Genomic DNA, 17,982 nt, shown 5'->3' on the forward strand with positions numbered 1-17,982 from the left:
GCCATGGGGCGGTACGTCGTCCGGCGACTGCTGCAGATGGTGCCCGTGTTCCTCGGGGCGACGCTGCTGATCTTCCTCATGGTGAACGTGATGGGCGACCCCGTCGCGGGCCTGTGCGGCGAACGGCAGTGCGACGCGGCGACCACCGCCCAGCTCAAGCAGGAGTTCGGCCTCGACCGGCCGGTCTGGCAGCAGTACCTGACCTACATGGGGAACGTCTTCACCGGGGACTTCGGTACGGCGTTCAACGGCCAGCCGGTCACCGAGCTGATGGCGACGGCCTTCCCCGTCACCGCACGCCTCACGCTGGTCGCGATCCTCTTCGAGATCGTCATCGGGATCACCCTCGGCGTGATCACCGGGATGCGCCGGGGCCGCCCCGTCGACACCGGGGTGCTGCTGGCCACCCTCGTGGTGATCTCCGTGCCCACCTTCGTCACCGGGCTGCTGCTCCAGCTGCTGCTCGGCGTCGAGTGGGGCTGGATCAGACCCTCCGTCTCCCCGGACGCCGCCTTCGGTGAACTCCTCGTCCCCGGCCTGGTCCTGGCCTCGGTCTCGCTGGCGTACGTCACCCGGCTGACCCGGACCTCGATCGCCGAGAACCGGCGCTCCGACTACGTCCGCACGGCCGTCGCCAAAGGGCTGCCGCGCCGACGGGTCGTCACCCGCCACCTCCTGCGCAACTCCCTCATCCCCGTGATCACCTTCATCGGCGCGGACATCGGCTTCCTGATGGGCGGCGCGATCGTCACCGAGCGCATCTTCAACATCCACGGCGTCGGCTACCAGCTCTACCAGGGCATCCTCCGCCAGAACACCCAGACGGTGGTCGGCTTCGTCACCGTCCTGGTCCTCGTCTTCCTGGTCACCAATCTGCTCGTCGACCTCCTGTACGCCGTACTCGACCCGAGGATCCGCTATGCCTGAACTGGAGCCGGAGAGCGAGATCGCGGCACCCGGGCTGACGGTGGGGGAGCCGCTGCCGCTTCAGAAGGCCCCGGCCGCCGGCCCGACGGGCAGACCCCGCTCCCTGTGGTCCGACGCCTGGCGCGACCTGCGCCGCAACCCGGTCTTCCTGGCCTCCTCCCTGATCATCCTCTTCCTGCTGTTCATCTCCCTGTGGCCCTCGGCCATCACCTGGGAGAGCCCCCTGAAGTGCGACCTCGCCCACGCCCAGGAGGGCTCCGGACCCGGCCACCCCTTCGGCTACGACGGCCAGGGCTGCGACGTCTACACCCGCACGGTCTACGGCGCCCGTGCGTCCGTCACGGTCGGCGTCCTCGCCACCCTCGGGGTCGCCGCCCTCGGCAGCGTCCTCGGCGGCCTCGCCGGCTTCTTCGGCGGCGCCGGGGACGCGATCCTCTCCCGCGTCACGGACGTCTTCTTCGCGATCCCCGTGGTCCTCGGCGGGCTGGTGCTGCTCTCCGTGGTCAGCAGCGACACCGTCTGGCCGGTCATCGGCTTCATGGTGCTGCTCGGCTGGCCCCAGATCTCCCGGATCGCCCGCGGCTCGGTGATCACGGCGAAACAGCACGACTACGTCCAGGCGGCCCGCGCGCTCGGCGCCTCCTCCTCCCGCATCCTCCTGCGCCACATCGCCCCGAACGCGGTGGCCCCCGTGATCGTCGTCGCGACCATCGCGCTCGGCACGTACATCGCGCTGGAGGCGACCCTCTCCTACCTCGGCGTGGGCCTGAAGCCCCCCACGGTCTCCTGGGGCATCGACATCTCCGCCGCCTCCCCCTACGTCCGCAACGCCCCCCACGCCCTCCTGTGGCCCTCCGGCGCCCTCGCCCTGACGGTCCTGGCCTTCATCATGCTCGGCGACGCGATCCGCGACGCCCTCGACCCGAAGCTGAGGTGACGGAGCGATGCGACAACGCCCCCCGGACCCCGGACCCCACTCCCGCCCCCACTCCCGCCCCCACTCCCGCCCCGGCACCCGCCCCGGCACCCGCCCCGGCACCCGGCCCGGCGTCCGGCTCGGCGTCCGGCTCGGCTCTCGGCCCGGTTCTCGGTCCGGCGTCCGGCCCCACCCCCGGTCCGGCTTTCGGCCCGGTTCTCGGTCCGGCTTTCGGCCCGGTTCTCGGTCCGGCGTCCGGCCCCACCCCCGGTCCGGCTTTCGGCCCGGTTCTCGGTCCGGCGTCCGGCCCCACCCCCGGTCCGGCTTTCGGCTCGGCGTCCGGTCCGGCGTGCGGTCCGGCTTTCGGCTCGGCTTTCGGCTCGGCTTCCGGCCCCACTCCCGGCCCGGCTCTCGTTCCGGCGTGCGGTCCGGCTTTCGGCTCGGCGTCCGGTCCGGCTTTCGGTCTGGTGTCCGGCTCGACTCCCAGCCCGGCGCCTGGTTCGGTGGCCCGGTGGTGGGCCGTCTCCGGGGCTCGTTCGGTGGCTTCCTCCGTGTCACGGCTGCCATCGCGTGGCCCGGCAGGCGGGGCGACACGGCGAGGCGCGGGGCGCGGGGCGGGGTGCCGGTGTCCTGTGGGGTTCGGCGTGCGGGCTGCCGTTCGGTGGGGTTCGACCGTCTCCTACGCGGCGCGGCCGGTGTGCAGGTGTTCTGCCGGACTTCGGTCCGGTCCCGTCGTCCCGGCCCTAGGGCGTGTTGCGAAAGTCCCGTCGTCCGCCCGGAGGGCGGGCCTGCCGGGCGTCGGGCGGCAGGCGGGACTTTCGCAACACGCCCTAGGTGGAGGTGACCCGGCCATGCCGCTGGACGCAGGGGAAGCAGGGGAGGCGCAGTTCGTGGAGCCGTACTCCCGTGGGGACGTGTTGCTCGATGTGCGGGATCTGCGGGTGGAGTTCCGGACGCGGGACGGGGTCGCGCGGGCCGTCAACGGGGTCAGCTGGACCGTGGACGCCGGTGAGACGCTCGCGGTGCTCGGGGAGTCCGGATCCGGGAAGTCGGTGACCGCGCAGGCGGTGATGGGGATCCTCGACGCGCCGCCCGGCCGGATCACCGGCGGCGAGGTGCTGTTCAAGGGCCGGGACCTGCTCAGGATGAAGGAGGACGAGCGCCGCAGGATCCGCGGCGCCGAGATGGCGATGATCTTCCAGGACGCGCTGTCCTCCCTGAACCCGGTGGTCCCCGTCGGCGACCAGCTCGGCGAGATGTTCGTCGTCCACCGGGGCATGTCCAGGAAGGACGCGCGGGCCAGGGCCGTGGAGCTGATGGACCGCGTCCGCATCCCGGCCGCGCGGCAGCGGGCCGGCGACTACCCGCACCAGTTCTCCGGCGGCATGCGCCAACGCATCATGATCGCGATGGCCCTCGCCCTCGAACCGGCCCTGATCATCGCCGACGAGCCCACCACCGCCCTCGACGTCACCGTCCAGGCCCAGGTCATGGACCTCCTCGCCGAACTCCGCCGCGAGTCCCGGATGGGCCTCGTCCTCATCACCCACGACCTCGGCGTGGTCGCCGACGTCGCCGACCGCATCGCCGTGATGTACGCGGGCCGGATCGTCGAGTCGGCCCCCGTCCACGACCTCTACCGGGCCCCGGCCCACCCGTACACCCGGGGACTCCTCGACTCCATCCCCCGCCTCGACCGCAAGGGCCACGCACTCCACGCCATCAAGGGCCTCCCGCCCAGCCTCATGGACATCCCGCCCGGCTGCGCCTTCCACCCCCGCTGCCCGGCGGCCCGGGACGCCTGCCGGACCGACGTACCGCCGCTGCACCCGGTGGACGAGGACCGCGGCAGCGCCTGCCACTTCTGGAGGGAGTGCCTGCATGACTGAGCCGATTCTCCAAGTGAGCGGGCTGTACAAGCACTACCCGCTCACCCGGGGCGTCCTGTTCAAGAAGCGGGTCGGCTCGGTGAAGGCCGTCGACGGCGTCGACTTCGCGCTCGGGAAGGGCGAGACCCTCGGCATCGTCGGCGAGTCCGGCTGTGGCAAGTCCACGGTCGCCAAGCTGCTCGTCAGTCTGGAACGCCCGACGCGCGGCCGGATCCGCTACAAGGGCGAGGACATCACCCGGCTCTCCGGGCGCGCCCTGAAGGCGGTCCGCCGCAACATCCAGATGGTGTTCCAGGACCCGTACACCTCCCTCAACCCGAGGATGACGGTCGGTGACATCGTCGGGGAGCCCTACGAGATCCACCCCGAGGCCGCCCCCAAGGGCGACCGGCGCCGCCGGGTGCGGGAACTGCTCGACGTGGTCGGCCTCAACCCGGAGCACATCAACCGCTACCCCCACCAGTTCTCCGGCGGCCAGCGCCAGCGCATCGGCATCGCCCGCGGCCTCGCCCTGCGCCCCGAGGTGATCGTCGCCGACGAACCGGTGTCCGCGCTGGACGTCTCGGTGCAGGCCCAGGTCGTCAACCTCCTCGACCGGCTCCAGGCCGAGTTCGAGCTGTCGTACCTCTTCATCGCCCACGACCTGTCGGTCGTCCGGCACATCTCCGACCGGGTCGGGGTGATGTACCTCGGCCGGATCGTGGAGATCGGCTCCGACGAGCAGATCTACGACCGTCCGACGCACCCCTACACCCAGGCGCTGCTGTCGGCGGTCCCGGTCCCCGACCCGGAGGCCCGGGTGCGCCGCGAGCGGATCATCCTCACCGGAGACGTCCCGTCCCCGACGGACGTGCCCTCCGGCTGCCGCTTCCGCACCCGCTGCTGGAAGGCGCGCGAGCGATGCGCCCAGGAGGTGCCCGTGCTCGCCGTCCCGGAGCCCCTGAGGGACCTCGGCGGGCCCGCCGCGCACGCCTCCGCCTGCCACTTCGCCGGGGCCGATCATGGCAGCCACGGCCCATAACCGCACATTTGTACCGTAATTGCGTTAACACGCAGGCAACTTGGCTGACCCGGTTCCGATATACGGACGCGTCAGTCTGAACAGCGTACGGCCGTGCGGGTGCCGTAAACGGGCCGGGATGCGCCATGTCATCCCGGCCCGTTGCCTTTGCCTCCTTGCCCTGCCGTGCCTATGCGCGCGGGGCGAGCCCCAACGAGCGCTTCAGGAAGTCCACCTGGAGCAGCAGCAGATTCTCGGCGACCTGCTCCTGCGGGGTCATGTGCGTGACGCCGGACAGTGGCAGCACCTCGTGCGGCCGGCCCGCCGCGAGCAGCGCCGAGGAGAGCCGCAGGGCGTGCGCGACGACCACGTTGTCGTCGGCGAGGCCGTGCACGATCATCAGCGGCCGGTGCGGCTCGGCGGGCGCGGACAGTCCCTCGTCGGTGACGAGCGAACTCTTCGCGTACGCCTCGGGGTTCGCCGCCGGGTCGCCGAGGTAGCGCTCGGTGTAGTGGGTGTCGTAGAGCCGCCAGTCGGTGACCGGGGCGCCGGCGATGCCCGCGTGGAAGACGTCCGGGCGGCGCAGTACCGCGAGCCCTGCCAGCCAGCCGCCGTAGGACCAGCCGCGGATCGCCACCCGGGTCAGATCCAGGGGGTGCGACTTGGCCAGGTCCTGGAGCGCCTCGATCTGGTCGTCGAGGCTGACGGTGAAGTCGTGGTGGACGGCCTTCTCCCAGGCGGGGGAGCGGCCCGGGGTGCCCCGCCCGTCGGCGACGACCACCGCGAAGCCCTGGTCGGCGAACCACTGCGAGGTCAGATGCGCGTTGTGGGCGGCGAGGACCCGGGGGCCGTGGGGGCCGCCGTAGGGGTCGAGGAGGACGGGCAGCAGGGGTGCGGAGGGGTGCGAGGTGTCACCGGGGTAGTCCGTAGGCATAAGCACGGCGCACGGGATCCGCCGTGCGCCCCCCTCGGTGAGGATCACGCGCGGGGACAGACCGGGATCTTCCGCATACGACCGGACAGTCGCCGCCCTCCCCCAGCCTCCGGCCGGGGGGACCCCCATCTCCCTTCGGTCGCCGTCGCGCAGGATCCGCACGCTGCTCCCCGGCCGGTCGAGCCCCGCGGACACCAGCACGGTCACGCCCCCGGCGCGCACGGCGGAGTGCACGCCGGGCTCCTGCGACAGGCGCTCGACCCCGAGTTCGTTGACCCGGTAGACGTGCACCTCGCCGATTTCCGGGCTCTCCGCCTCCGCACCCGCCGAAGCCGAGACCAGTACATCCTCGTCCGAGACGTCCAGCACCGCCCGTACGTGCAACTGTGCTCCGGTCAACGGACGTTCGCCGACCGCGAGGACCCGGGCGCCGCCCTCGTCGGCGATCCGGACCAGCCGCCCCGAGGGGGTCCAGCACGGCACCCCAGGGAAAAGATCCAGCCAAATCGGATCTTCGTCGGCATGCACCATCCGGGTGGCCCCGGACTCCGTGTCCACCGCCAGATACAGCTGGCTGCGCTGGTCACGCGCTTGGACGAGCAGCAGCGGCGCACCCGCCCCTGACCAGTGCACTCGCGCCAGATACGGGTACCGCGCCCGGTCCCAGACGACCTCGGTGCGCACCCCGTCCAGCCCGAACACGAACAGCCGGACCTCCGCGTTGGCCGTCCCAGCAGCTGGATACGGCACGTGTTGTGGGTCACGTTTCGGCTGTGCGGGGTCTGAGATCCACCACCGCTCCACCGGCGTGTCGTCCACCCGCGCCACCAGCAGCCGGTCCGACTCCGGGGCCCACCAGAAGCCCCGCGAACGCGCCATTTCCTCCGCCGCGACGAACTCGGCCAATCCATAGGAAACCGTGCCGGACTCCGGCTCCACGACCGCCCGGTCGTCCTCGCCCTCGGCGCCCACCACCCGCAGCGCACCCCCCGCGACATACGCGACGAGTCGCCCGTCGGGGGACGGACGGGGATCGACCACCGGCCCCGGCACCCGGATCTCACGTGCCGTACCGGCCCTCAGCTCGGCCGTGAAAAGCCGCCCCGACAACGAGAAAGAGGCCAGTTCCACGGCCTCGTCGGTGGCGTAGCCGACGATCCCGGCCCCGCCCTCACGGCTGCGCTCCCGGCGCGCCCGCTCCTCGGGCGGGAGGTTCTCCTCGGCACCCCCGAGCAGGCCACGCGGGTCGGCGGCGACCCGCTCCGCACCGTCCGCGGGATCGAGCACCCACAGGGCGCCCGCGCGATCCGTACCGGAGCCGGAGCGCAGGAACGCGACCCGGGAGCCGTCGGGGGCCACCGTGAACGAACGCGGCGCGCCGAGCGTGAAACGCTGGGTGCGCGCGTGCCGGCGGGGGAAGGAGTCGGACTCGGTCGTCATCCCACGACCATATTGGCCATGCGCCCCCTTGTGCGGCTGTGCGCCGAGAGATGCGCACGTACTCGTAGTTATGATCACTAGCGCACTGTGGGTATGAACCTGCTGGCAGTTGTATGGATTTACAAGTTCCCTCGTTCTGTTCCTGCCCCCACGTTCCCGGGTTCTTGGAGGTGAGCCGCCGTGGCACTCTCGATTTCGGCGGTGGTGCTGCTGGCGATCATCGTCTTCTTGTTGATCAAGAAGTCAGGACTGAAGGGCGGTCATGCGGTCGTCTGCATGCTGCTCGGCTTCTACCTCGCCTCCTCGACGATGGCGGGGACGATCAACGATCTGACGACGAGCGTGGCGAGCATGATCGGCAGTATCAAGTTCTGACGCACGACACGAAGTCGGCCCATGCCTTCGGCGAGAGCTGGAGGCGGGGGCCGTCGGTGTAGCTGCTCTTGAACCACGCCAGGTCCTGCATCACGCTAGTGCGGCCTCTTCCCGCACAAAGCTGAGTGCCGGCACGGGAGTTCTTCCGAAGGGCCGGGGGATCCGCTTCCCGCTCTCCAGCTACTTCCCGGCCCGCATCCCGACAGACCCCCGTCCAAGCTTCAACTGCCGCCCCACGGTGGCGATGACGGCGGCCCCGAGCAGTGGACCTGCGCTGTCCGCCATCACTCACGCAAAGGAAGCGGTCGTCGAGGGCATACTGAAGGCCCTGTCCACCGCTCTGCTCGACGTGCCCGAGGCTGTCGCCGGCACCCCGCTGGGCGCGCCACGGGATCCGCGAGCGCATCACCGCCTGTGACGGCCCGGACCTCACGCGTATCTGGCTCACCCGGGCGGCGACCGCAGCCGCCGCCGAGGATCTCTACACCGAGCCGGAAGACGACGCCTGAGTCTCCCGGGGAGGGAGATGGCCGCCGGGCGGGTGTCGCCTCGTAGGGTGGCCCCATGACGGAACTGCCCGCTCGGCGTCTGCTCCTGGTGCACGCGCACCCGGACGACGAGTCGATCAACAACGGCGCGACCATGGCCCGCTACGCGGCCGAGGGTGCTCGGGTGACCCTGGTGACCTGCACGCTCGGCGAGCGGGGGGAGGTCATCCCGCCCGAGCTGCGGCATCTGACCGGTGCCGCCCTCGGTGAGCACCGGCTGCGGGAGCTGACCGACGCCATGGCCGCGCTCGGTGTCGGGGACTTCCGGCTGCTCGGCGGTGTGGGGCGGTACGGGGACTCCGGGATGATGGGGATCGCCGACAACGACGACCCCGCCTGCTTCTGGCAGGCCAGTGTCGACGAGGCCGCCGCCGCGCTCGCCGAGGTGATCCTCGAGGTCCGTCCCCATGTCGTCGTCGCCTATGACGACAACGGCGGCTACGGCCACCCCGACCACATCCAGGCCCACCGTGTCGCGCTCAGGGCTGTCGACTTCGCCGCCGGGACCGGGGGCGGCTGGAGCGTTCCGAAGGTCTACTACAACCGCGTGCCGCGTTCCGTCGCCGAGGCCGCCTTCGAGCGGCTCCGGGAGGAGCTGCCGACGCTGCCCTTCGGCAAGAGCGCCGCCGTCGCCGACGTACCCGGTGTCGTCGACGACGACCGGATCACCACCGCGATCGACGGCACGGCGTATGCGAGTGCGAAAGCCGCCGCGATGCGCGCGCACGCCACCCAGATCGAGGTCGCCCCCGGCGAGCGCTTCTTCGCCCTCTCCAACGAGCTGGCCCAGCCCCTCTTCACCACCGAGTACTACGAGTTGGTGCGCGGGGAGCCCGGGGAGCGGGTGGGGAACAGGGAGAGCGACCTGTTCGCCGGGGTCGAGGTCGGGAACGAGAGGGGCGCCTGATGTCCGGTCCCGGTTCGATGCTCGCCCAGCCCCTCCAGCGGCCCTCCGCCGGGCGGATCGCCGCCTACCTCGGGCTCTTCGTCCTCGGCGCGGTCACCGGCCTGGCCGGCGCGCTCGTGCAGGCCGGCTGGTTCCCCGGCGGACTGCTGCTCGCGCTCGCCGGTGCGGCCGGGCTCTTCCTCGGCGGCGCCCGGGCCGCGAACAGCCGTGCCGGGGCGGTCGCGCCGGCCGCCGGCTGGATGATCGCCGTGATCGTGTGCACCGCGGGCCGTCCCGAAGGGGACTTCCTGTTCGGCGCGGGAGGCGGCTCCTACCTCTTCCTGCTCGGCGGTATGGCTCTGGCTGTGATCTGCGCCACCCTTGGGCCGGGGAGGCAACCGGACCGCCGCGACGTCCGACTTGGCAAGTGACGTACCACTTCGCAGGGCGCGGCCGTGCGGGTCCCGTGTGGGTTTTCAACGGCGGCCGTGGGATACGCGCCAGAAGCGGCCAGTATGGTGGTGCGCGCCGCCGAGCTGCCCGAGAGGTCGTGGCGGGCGGCGGAGCCAAACTGGAGAACCTGCCTTGAGTCGTGAAACTGACAGTCCGTCCTCCGGGCCCAACGGGCGCGGCGGGGCGGCGTACCCCTCGGGTACGCCGCCGTACGGCATCCCCGTGGTGTCCGACCCCGGTGCGGACGCGGGCCGTTCGGCCGACCGGCCGGAGGAACGCAAGACCGAGACCACGCTGACGACCCGGATCCGGATCAACATCCCCGGTTCCCGGCCCATTCCGCCGGTCGTCGTGCGCAAGCCCGTCGCCGAGTCCGAGGGCGACGACACCAACGCCAACACCGGTGCGCAGCCGGGGCTCGCGGCCGGTGCCGGTACCGATACCGGCAACTCCTCCGGTTCCGCAGGTTCTCCCGGTTCTTCCGGTTTCTCCGGGTCCGACACGGGCAGCTTCCCGGCGCCCGGCGAACCCGCCGCCGCCGGTGAGGAGAAGGCGAGCGACTGGTTCGCCCCGCGCAAGTCCGGGCCCGCCAAGGGCGGTCAGGGCGGCGGAGCGACCAACGGGGCGGGCATTCCGGGCGGTTCCGCCGCAGGTGCGGGCGCTTCCGGCAGTTCGGGTGCGTCGGGTGCCGGCGCGCAGGGTGCTCCGGCCGCCGGGGCGCGCCCCGGTGCCGGGCGACCGGCCGGCGGGCGGCCCGGTGGCGTGGTCGGTTCCATGAGCGTGCCGGCCGGCTCCCGGCCGGGCGGTACCAACGGCGCCGGGCTCCCCGGTGCCACCGGCGGTCCGGTGGCTCCCGGGCACGGCGGCGGCACCGGTTCCTTCGACGTGACCGAGGCGCTGTCCGCGGGCCCGCTCGGCAACTCCCGCCCCGGGCAGGGACAGGGGCAGGGACAGGGGCAGGGACAGGGACAGGCGTCGGCGGGTCGGAGCGGCGGCGGTGCCGAGGCGCGCCGCGACGGGCTGCCGTACTTCTCCGACAACGGCCGTGGCGACCAGCAGGGCTTCCCCGGGGCGAACGGCCAGGGCGCCGCCCCCGGTCCCGGCAGCCGGCACGACTTCAACGGCCCCGACGGCCCCTCCGGCCCGCACGGCCGTGGCGGCCCGCAGGGTCCCACCGGCCCGACCGGCGGCCCGGTCACCGGCGACGGCCCGATGGTGCCCCCGGTGGCCCAGAGCGCGGCCGGCACGGCCGTCGGCGCCCCCGGCGCCCCCGGCAGCCCCAACGGCTACGGCGGTCCCGGCCGACCCGCTGGTCCGGGTGGCCCCGGTGGCCCCGGTGGCCCCGGTGGTCCTGCTGGTCCTGGTGCCCCCGCCGGTCCCGGCGGTCCCCGTACGACCGCTCCCGGAACCGGCCCCGGTACCGGCCCCGGTACGGCCCGGCTCCCCGGCGGTGGTCTGAGCGACGACACCGCGGTCCTCACCCCGCAGATCCAGGCCCCCGGTCCGGGTGGGGGCGGCTACGGCCGTCCCGCCGACAACGTCTCCGGGCACACCGTCACCAGCGGCATCCCGGTCGTGCCCTCCGCCGGCCAGGGCAACCCCGGCGCGCCGACGCCCTTCGCGCCCGGCGCCGCGCAGAGCGGCGGGCCGGGGGCGAAGAACGCGCCCAAGCCGGCCGCCGGGGCCGCGCAGAACGCGTCCGGCTCCAAGAAGGCGAAGAAGAAGGGCCGCAGCAAGCTGGTCCTGCTCGGCGGCCTCCTGGTCCTCGGCGGTGTTGGCGTCTACGGCGCCGGACTGCTGATGAACCACTCCGACGTGCCCAAGGGCACCACCGTGCTCGGCGTCGACATCGGCGGCAGCACCCGCGACGAGGCCGTCAAGAAGCTCGACGACGCCTTCGACAAGCGGGCCGCGCAGGCGCTGAAGCTGTCCGTCGACGGCGACACGGTCTCCCTCAAGCCGGACCAGGCGGGCCTCCAGTTCGACATCCAGGCCACCCTCGACGACGCCGCGAAGAGCGACTACAACCCGCTCTCCGTGATCGGCTCGCTGTTCGGGCAGCACCGTGAGATCGAGCCCGAGATGCCGGTCGACGAGGAGAAGCTCCAGGCGGCGCTGCAGAGCGCGGCGGGCGGGGCGGGCTCGGCCACCGACGGCACCATCAAGTTCGAGTCGGGCAAGGCCGTCGCCGTCTACGGCAAGGCGGGCAAGGGCATCGACGCGGCGAAGGCCGAGGAGGCCGTCGTCGCCGGGTACCGCACCCAGGTGGAGACGGGCTCCACCGCCGCGGTGACCGTCCCGACGACGACCAAGCAGCCGACGATCACGGACGCCGAGGTCGACCGCATGATGAAGGAGTTCGCCGAACCGGCGATGTCCGGAAACGTGAAGCTGCAGGTCAAGGGAGGTTTTCCGGGCATCGAGTTCAGCCCGAGGAACTCCCTGTGGAAGTTCCTCGGCGTCAAGGCCGTCGACGGCAAGCTGGTGGAGGCGTACGACCAGGAGGCCCTGAAGGAGCTGTACGGCGGCACCTTCGACGACGTCCTGATCACCCGCGGCACCGGCCAGAAGACGGCCGTCACCGTCCAGGACGTCATCGGCGCCCTGCGCCCGGCCCTGAAGAGCACCACGGACCGGACCGCGGTCATCGACACGAACCCGAGCTGATCCGCCGCCAGTGCCGCATGACATCTGTCATGCGGCACTGAGGACGCTCGACACTGCCCCCGCCCGGGTCCCCCGGGCGACGATCGGGGTATGACGACGAAGACAGGAGCCCCCGGGGCGAAGACAGCACCCGTGGTCGGCTTCGACCGCGTGAGCAAGGCCTACGGCGACGTACGCGCCGTGGACGGGCTGACCCTGGAGCTGCACCCCGGGGAGACCGTGGCGCTCCTCGGGCCGAACGGGGCCGGCAAGTCCACCACCCTCGATCTGCTGCTCGGGCTGAAGCAGGCCGACGGCGGCAAGGTCAGCGTCTTCGGCACCAGCCCGCGCGAGGCGATCGTCGCCGGGCGGGTCGGGGCCATGCTCCAGAGCGGCGGCCTGATGGACGAGGTCACCGTCGGCGAACTGGTCGGCCTCGCCTGCGCCCTGCACCCCAGGCCCTACAAGGTCTCCGACGTGCTGGCCCGCGCCGGCATCGCCCAGATCGCCTCCCGTAAGGTCAACAAGCTCTCCGGGGGCCAGGCCCAGCGCGTCCGCTTCGCGCTCGCCACGGCCGGCGACAGCGACCTGATCGTCCTGGACGAGCCCACCACCGGCATGGACGTCACCACCCGCCAGGGCTTCTGGGCCACCATGCGCGAGCAGGCCGACCAGGGGCGGACCGTCCTGTTCGCCACGCACTACCTCGAAGAGGCGGACGCCATCGCCGACCGCGTCCTGGTCCTGCACCGGGGCCGGCTGCTGGCCGACGGCACCGCCGCCGAGATCAAGGCGAAGGCCGGCGCCCGCCGGGTCTCCTTCGACCTGGAGGGCGACATCGACGAGACCGCGCTGCGCGGCCTGCCCTTCCTCACCACGCTCGACGTCTCCGGCCAGACCGTCCGCATCCAGTCCTCCGACGCCGACGCCACCGTCCACGCGCTCTACGGCCTCGGCGTCCACCCCCGCAACCTCGAAGTCGCCGGGCTCGGTCTGGAGCAGGCCTTCGTCGCGATCACCGCCGCCGAGGAGGCGAGGACCAAGTGAACAGCCTGATCAAGCTGGAGCTCGCGCGCGCCCTGCGCAACCGCAAGTTCCTGTTCTTCTCGGTGATCTACCCGTCGGTGCTGTTCCTGCTGATCTCGGGCACCTCCGACGCCAAGGAGAAGATCGACGGCACCGGCCTCACCCTGCCGACGTACATGATGGTCTCGATGGCCTCCTTCGGCGCCCTCACCGCCGTCCTGATGGGCAACAGCGAGCGCATCGCCAAGGAGCGCGAGAGCGGCTGGGTGCGCCAGCTGCGGCTGACCACGCTGCCGGGCCGCGGATACGTCCTGGCGAAGACCGCGAGCGCGGCCGTCGTCAGCCTCCCCTCGATCGTCGTGGTCTTCGCCGTCGCCGCCGCCGTGAAGGGCGTACGGCTGGACGCCTGGCAGTGGCTGGCGCTCACCGGCGCGATCTGGGCGGGCAGCCTCGTGTTCGCCGCCCTGGGCGTCGCGATCGGCTACCTCGCGAGCGGGGACGCGGTCCGCCCCATCACGATGATCACCTACTTCGGACTGTCGATCCTCGGCGGCCTGTGGATGCCGACGACGACGTTCCCGCAGTGGCTGCAGGACATAGCCAGGTGGGTGCCCACCCACGCGTACGCTGCCCTGGGGCAGGCGATCGAACAGAGCCAGGCCCCGCACGCCAAGGACATCGCCCTCCTGGCCGTCTTCTTCGCCCTGTTCACGGGCGGCGCGGCCTGGCTGTACCGGAAGGACACGCTGAAGGCGTGAGTGCCATGACGGACGACCCGCTGTCGGAGGCCCGCCAGGGACCCTCGATCCTGCTGGGCCAGGCGGCCCGCACCCGACGCGAGCTGTGGCGGCGCAAGGCGCTGTGGATCGGCGTCTGGCTGGTGTTCCTCAGCTCACCGGTCCACGACCTGGTCTCGGGCGCCCACACCACCGCCGGCACCGTCGCCGGCTGGGCCGGCCTGGCGGTGTTCGTCGCCGTCTACCTCTCGCTCCTCTTCCGCGACATGGGAGCGACGCCCTACCCGTCGAAGGTCGTCCACGGCCTCATCGGCGCGATGGCGGTGCTCGCCGTCGTCCTGTCCCTCACCCTCGGCTCCGCCTGGCTCGGCCTGTTCTGCTACGTCTCCGTGGCCAGCGGGATCGCCCTGCCGCTGCGGATGGCGTTCTGGGCGATCCCGGGCACCGGCGCGGTCCTGATGCTGGTCGGCCTGCGCACCGACACCGGGGACGCCGCCAACCTCCTCGTCCTGGTCCTCCTCATCGGCTTCGCGATGACGGGCGTCAGCCAACTGGTCCGTACGACGGTGGAGTTGCGCAAGGCCCGCGCCACCGTCGCCCAACTCGCCGCCAACGAGGAACGGTTGCGTCTGGCCCGCGATCTGCACGACCTCCTCGGCCACTCCCTCTCCCTGATCACCCTCAAGAGCGAGCTGGCCGGCCGGATGCTCCCCGACCACCCCGAGAAGGCCGCCCAGCAGGTCGCCGACATCGAACAGGTCAGCCGCCAGGCGCTGGTCGACGTCCGGGAGGCCGTCACCGGCTACCGGCGCCCCCGCCTCGCCGCCGAACTCGCCGGCACCCAGGTCGCGCTGACGGCGGCGGGCATCACGGCCGTGACCCCCGCCGAACCCGCCCTCGACGGCGTCCCCGAGGAGAGCGAGTCCGCCCTCGCCTGGGCCCTGCGCGAGGCCGTCACCAACGTCGTACGGCACAGCGGTGCCACCCGTTGCACGGTGGAGGTCCACCGGCGCCAGACCCTCGACGGCCCCCGCCTCGAACTCTGCGTCGAGGACAACGGCTCCGGCGGCTCCGGCAAGGGCCCGGGCAACGGCCTCACCGGCCTCATTGAGCGCCTCGAGAAGGCGGGCGGCACCCTGGAGGCGGGCCGGGTCGAACAGGGCTTCCGGCTGACCGCCCGCGTCCCGGCGGGCACCGCCGCGGACGTAGGATCCCGCCCATGAGTGACGGCACGATCAAGGTCCTGCTGGCGGAGGACCAGTCGATGGTCCGCGAGGCGCTGGCGGCCCTCCTCGGCCTGGAGGACGACATCGAGGTGGTCGCCCAGGCGGCCCGCGGCGACGAGGTCCTCGCGGCCGCCCGCGCCCACGACATCGACGTGGCCCTGCTCGACATCGAGATGCCCGGCTGCACCGGCATCGAGGCGGCGGCCCTGCTCCACAAGGAGTTCCCGCGCCTGAAACTGGTCGTCCTCACCACCTTCGGCCGCCCCGGCTACCTCCGCAGCGCCATGGAGGCGGGTGCCGACGCCTTCCTGGTGAAGGACGCCCCGGCCGCCCAACTCGCCCAGGCGGTACGCAAGGTACTGGCGGGGGAGCGCGTCATCGACCCCACCCTCGCGGCAGCGGCCCTCGCGGAGGGCGCCAACCCCCTGACCGACCGGGAGAGGGAGATCCTCCGCGCGGCGGCCGACGGTTCGACGAACGCCGAACTGGCGGCGGAACTCCACCTGTCCCAAGGGACGGTCCGCAACTACCTCTCGACGGCGATCCAGAAACTGGCGGCGAGAAACAGGGCAGAGGCGGTACGGATAGCGAGGGAGAAGGGCTGGCTGTAACTCCCCAGGGGCGCGGGGAACTGCGCGACCAGCCCCCACACACCCGCACCCACAAGACGGCTCAATTCAGCATGGCGCGAGCCGCATGCGCTTCCCTGCGCACCTTCGCCGCCGCAGGCTCATCCACCACCTCCACCAACGACGCGTACTCCTCCAACTCCGCCGCCCCGCCCAGGAAATCCCCCCGCCGCACCAGCAACGCCCCCTTCTCGTACCGCAACCGAGCCGGATGAGAAGGCACCAGCAACGACAACTCCACCGCCCACAGCCCCACATCCGACCGCTCCGGCCGGGCCGCCGCCCACGACCGGATGTTGTTCAGGATCCGCATCACCACCGACAACGGCTCCGCAGGCACCAGCATCGACGGCTCCAGCCGCGTCGCGCCCGCCCCGGCCACCAGCAGCTCCGCGTCGCCGCCCGACAACACCCGGCCCCCGTCGAACGGATCGACCAGCACCTGGCGTTCGAGATCCTCCGGCGGCCCGAACCCCACCACGAAGTGCCCGGGCAGCGCGACGCCGTACACCGGCGCCCCCGCCCGCCGTGCGACCTCCACCCACACCACCGACAGCAGGATCGGCAGCCCGCGCCGCCGCAGCAGCACCTGGTGCAGCAGCGAGGACTCCAGGCGCTGATAGTCCGCGCCGGAGCCCCGGAACCCGTACCGCCCGCCCAGCAGCTCCTCCAGCGCCAGCGCCCACGCCCGCGCCCCGCCGGGCCGGAAGGGCACCTCCCCGGCCAGCCGGTCGAGCTCCATCTGCGCGGCGTCCACCCCGGCCTCGTCCAGCTCAGGGTCCGCCGCCGCGCCGACCAGCAGACACAGCGCCGCCAGATCGGGCCGCTCGGCCCGCGCCTCCTCGGCGAACAGCCGCCGCACCTCAGCGGGGTCGTACGCGCTCACGACGGCTCCCGGTAGTGGTGGTAGGCGTGATGCGCCGAGAAGCCCGTCCCGGCGTACAGCGCCCGCGCCCCCGCGTTCTCCTCCTCCACCTGGAGCCAGGCGGCCGAGGCGCCCTCGTCCAGCGCCCGCCGGGCCAGCGCGGCCATCACGAGCGTGGCGAGGCCCTTGCGGCGCTGTGCCGGATCGACCTCGACGGCGCCGAACCCGGCCCACCGCCCGTCCACGACACACCGCCCGATCGCGGCGGGCGCACCGCCGGCCGGACCGGGTACCGACGCGAACCACACCGACGGTCCGCTCCCCAGCACGCTCAGAGCCACCTCGCTCACCCCCTTGCGCTGGTACCGGGCCAGCCACGCCTCGTCGGCCTCCCTGCCCAGCACCACACCCTCAGCGTCCGCCCGGTCGGCGACCGGCGCCAGCGCCCCGGTCCACAGCTCGGCGGTCACCTCGCGCACCCACCCGCGCCGCTCCAGCTCCGCGCAGAGCAGCTCCTGGGTCCCCTCGGCGCCCGTCGCCGTCTGCACATAGGCGGGCAGACCGCGCTCGCCGTACCAGCGGCGCACGGCCTCCAGGGCCCCGTCGAGCGGCAGGCCGGGGTCGCCGAGCGGCAGTACGGAGTTGGCGCGGCGGGTGAACCCGCCGGCGGCCCGCAGCTCCCACGCGCCGAGCAGCTCGCTCTCCACCGGCCGCCAGGCCCGTGCGGCGGCGCGGGCGAGTTCCTCGTACGTCGCGGCGGGACCCCGGCGGCGGGCCGGGGCGGCGGGGACGACCTTCCCTGCGACCAGCGAGGACTCGTCAACCCGGACGACCTCCCCGCTCTTCCGTGTGATCACGAGCACACCCTTGTCCCATGATGTGAGAACACCCACCGTGTCGGTGAATTTCCCCTCCGTGACTCCAGCGTCGCTCAACCGCCGTACGGAGACGCGTTTGCTCACGTCAGCAGCGGTGATACGGACCTCGAGGCGTCCGTAGGCCGAGATTTCCACTGGTCGGTTCACCCCTCCTGTTCGGATCATGCCCAAGAACGGAGATACTAGGGGCGGGCATCGACGACGCCGCGCTCCCGCGCGCCAGGCGGCAGGGCCTGAGGAGGCCCGCCAGCGCCCTATCGAGGAGGAACGACAGCGTGACCTACGTCATCGCGCAGCCTTGTGTCGACGTGAAGGACAAGGCGTGCATCGAGGAGTGCCCGGTCGACTGCATCTACGAGGGCTCCCGGTCCTTGTACATCCACCCGGACGAATGCGTCGACTGTGGTGCCTGTGAGCCGGTCTGCCCGGTCGAGGCGATCTTCTACGAGGACGACACTCCGGAGGAGTGGAAGGACTACTACAAGGCGAACGTCGAGTTCTTCGACGAGCTCGGCTCGCCCGGCGGCGCCAGCAAGCTGGGTCTGATCGAGCGCGACCATCCCTTCATCGCCGCGCTGCCGCCGCAGGCCGAGTAACCGCGACAGCG

Annotated in this window: 16 protein-coding genes; 13 read left to right on the plus strand and 3 right to left on the minus strand. The window is 72.3% G+C overall.

Annotated features, from left to right (window positions below):
• Positions 1–3 precede the first annotated feature (3 nt).
• The 4 genes from ACYQ8Q_RS29930 to ACYQ8Q_RS29945 all read left to right on the plus strand — a co-directional run bounded on the left by ACYQ8Q_RS29930 (position 4) and on the right by ACYQ8Q_RS29945 (position 4,753).
• Positions 4–927 (plus strand): ABC transporter permease, encoded by a 924-nt coding sequence (locus ACYQ8Q_RS29930; RefSeq protein WP_460069135.1) that lies wholly within the window; start codon positions 4–6, stop codon positions 925–927.
• Positions 920–1,864, plus strand: coding sequence for an ABC transporter permease (locus tag ACYQ8Q_RS29935; RefSeq protein ID WP_460069136.1), 945 nt, complete (start codon positions 920–922; stop codon positions 1,862–1,864). The genes ACYQ8Q_RS29930 and ACYQ8Q_RS29935 overlap by 8 nt, the downstream gene beginning before the upstream one ends.
• 893 nt (positions 1,865–2,757) lie before the next feature.
• Positions 2,758–3,732 carry an ABC transporter ATP-binding protein gene (locus ACYQ8Q_RS29940; protein ID WP_460073544.1) on the plus strand — a complete coding sequence of 325 codons (975 nt, stop codon included), beginning with the start codon at positions 2,758–2,760 and terminating at the stop codon, positions 3,730–3,732.
• A complete protein-coding gene (locus tag ACYQ8Q_RS29945) occupies positions 3,725–4,753 on the plus strand; it encodes an ABC transporter ATP-binding protein (protein WP_460069138.1) in 1,029 nt (342 codons plus the stop codon). Before ACYQ8Q_RS29940 ends, ACYQ8Q_RS29945 begins: the two co-directional genes overlap by 8 nt.
• 169 nt (positions 4,754–4,922) lie before the next feature.
• Here ACYQ8Q_RS29945 and ACYQ8Q_RS29950 read toward each other — a convergent pair whose 3' ends face one another.
• The gene (locus tag ACYQ8Q_RS29950; RefSeq protein WP_460069140.1) at positions 4,923–7,106 is read right to left on the minus strand and encodes a S9 family peptidase; all 2,184 of its coding nucleotides are present in this window, start codon (positions 7,104–7,106) and stop codon (positions 4,923–4,925) included.
• A gap of 180 nt (positions 7,107–7,286) precedes the next feature.
• On the opposite strand from ACYQ8Q_RS29950, the gene ACYQ8Q_RS29955 reads away from it, so the two are divergent.
• The 8 genes from ACYQ8Q_RS29955 (at position 7,287) to ACYQ8Q_RS29990 (ending at position 15,614) form a co-directional block, all read left to right on the plus strand.
• Positions 7,287–7,481, plus strand: a complete 195-nt coding sequence (locus ACYQ8Q_RS29955) for a hypothetical protein (protein ID WP_055635483.1) — start codon at positions 7,287–7,289, stop codon at positions 7,479–7,481.
• A gap of 564 nt (positions 7,482–8,045) precedes the next feature.
• Positions 8,046–8,936, plus strand: coding sequence for an N-acetyl-1-D-myo-inositol-2-amino-2-deoxy-alpha-D-glucopyranoside deacetylase (gene mshB / locus ACYQ8Q_RS29960; protein WP_460069142.1), 891 nt, complete (start codon positions 8,046–8,048; stop codon positions 8,934–8,936).
• Positions 8,936–9,346 carry a DUF6113 family protein gene (locus tag ACYQ8Q_RS29965; RefSeq protein ID WP_460069144.1) on the plus strand — a complete coding sequence of 137 codons (411 nt, stop codon included), beginning with the start codon at positions 8,936–8,938 and terminating at the stop codon, positions 9,344–9,346. The genes mshB and ACYQ8Q_RS29965 overlap by 1 nt, the downstream gene beginning before the upstream one ends.
• A gap of 154 nt (positions 9,347–9,500) precedes the next feature.
• On the plus strand, positions 9,501–12,035 hold the full coding sequence (locus tag ACYQ8Q_RS29970) for a hypothetical protein (protein WP_460069147.1): 2,535 nt from the start codon (positions 9,501–9,503) through the stop codon (positions 12,033–12,035).
• Between the two features lie 90 nt (positions 12,036–12,125).
• Positions 12,126–13,061, plus strand: coding sequence for an ABC transporter ATP-binding protein (locus tag ACYQ8Q_RS29975; protein WP_460069149.1), 936 nt, complete (start codon positions 12,126–12,128; stop codon positions 13,059–13,061).
• Positions 13,058–13,798 (plus strand): ABC transporter permease, encoded by a 741-nt coding sequence (locus ACYQ8Q_RS29980; RefSeq protein WP_460069150.1) that lies wholly within the window; start codon positions 13,058–13,060, stop codon positions 13,796–13,798. The genes ACYQ8Q_RS29975 and ACYQ8Q_RS29980 overlap by 4 nt, the downstream gene beginning before the upstream one ends.
• A gap of 5 nt (positions 13,799–13,803) precedes the next feature.
• Positions 13,804–15,000 (plus strand): sensor histidine kinase, encoded by a 1,197-nt coding sequence (locus ACYQ8Q_RS29985; protein ID WP_460073546.1) that lies wholly within the window; start codon positions 13,804–13,806, stop codon positions 14,998–15,000.
• A complete protein-coding gene (locus ACYQ8Q_RS29990; protein WP_460069153.1) occupies positions 14,997–15,614 on the plus strand; it encodes a response regulator in 618 nt (205 codons plus the stop codon). Before ACYQ8Q_RS29985 ends, ACYQ8Q_RS29990 begins: the two co-directional genes overlap by 4 nt.
• A gap of 61 nt (positions 15,615–15,675) precedes the next feature.
• Here the strand turns inward: ACYQ8Q_RS29990 and ACYQ8Q_RS29995 are convergent, their stop codons facing one another.
• Both ACYQ8Q_RS29995 and ACYQ8Q_RS30000 read right to left on the minus strand, forming a co-directional pair.
• The gene (locus tag ACYQ8Q_RS29995) at positions 15,676–16,518 is read right to left on the minus strand and encodes a transglutaminase-like domain-containing protein (RefSeq protein ID WP_460069154.1); all 843 of its coding nucleotides are present in this window, start codon (positions 16,516–16,518) and stop codon (positions 15,676–15,678) included.
• On the minus strand, positions 16,515–17,510 hold the full coding sequence (locus ACYQ8Q_RS30000; protein ID WP_460073548.1) for a GNAT family N-acetyltransferase: 996 nt from the start codon (positions 17,508–17,510) through the stop codon (positions 16,515–16,517). Before ACYQ8Q_RS30000 ends, ACYQ8Q_RS29995 begins: the two co-directional genes overlap by 4 nt.
• A 140-nt stretch (positions 17,511–17,650) precedes the next feature.
• Here ACYQ8Q_RS30000 and fdxA point away from each other — a divergent pair, with 140 nt between their 5' ends.
• Complete coding sequence (gene fdxA / locus ACYQ8Q_RS30005; protein WP_030961637.1) at positions 17,651–17,971, plus strand: ferredoxin; 321 nt, start codon at positions 17,651–17,653, stop codon at positions 17,969–17,971.
• Positions 17,972–17,982 lie beyond the last annotated feature (11 nt).

It is taken from the genome of Streptomyces sp. YKOK-I1 (assembly GCF_054660435.1).

Bases quoted from the DNA above. Each gene is read 5' to 3' on its own strand.
- ACYQ8Q_RS29985 (WP_460073546.1), top strand. From the start codon at position 13,804: ATGACGGACGACCCGCTGTCGGAGGCCCGCCAGGGACCCTCGATCCTG.
- ACYQ8Q_RS29975 (WP_460069149.1), top strand. From the start codon at position 12,126: ATGACGACGAAGACAGGAGCCCCCGGGGCGAAGACAGCACCCGTGGTC.
- mshB (WP_460069142.1), top strand. From the start codon at position 8,046: ATGACGGAACTGCCCGCTCGGCGTCTGCTCCTGGTGCACGCGCACCCG.
- ACYQ8Q_RS29935 (WP_460069136.1), top strand. From the start codon at position 920: ATGCCTGAACTGGAGCCGGAGAGCGAGATCGCGGCACCCGGGCTGACG.
- ACYQ8Q_RS29945 (WP_460069138.1), top strand. From the start codon at position 3,725: ATGACTGAGCCGATTCTCCAAGTGAGCGGGCTGTACAAGCACTACCCG.
- ACYQ8Q_RS29965 (WP_460069144.1), top strand. From the start codon at position 8,936: ATGTCCGGTCCCGGTTCGATGCTCGCCCAGCCCCTCCAGCGGCCCTCC.
- ACYQ8Q_RS29950 (WP_460069140.1), bottom strand. From the start codon at position 7,106: ATGACGACCGAGTCCGACTCCTTCCCCCGCCGGCACGCGCGCACCCAG.
- ACYQ8Q_RS29990 (WP_460069153.1), top strand. From the start codon at position 14,997: ATGAGTGACGGCACGATCAAGGTCCTGCTGGCGGAGGACCAGTCGATG.
- ACYQ8Q_RS29930 (WP_460069135.1), top strand. From the start codon at position 4: ATGGGGCGGTACGTCGTCCGGCGACTGCTGCAGATGGTGCCCGTGTTC.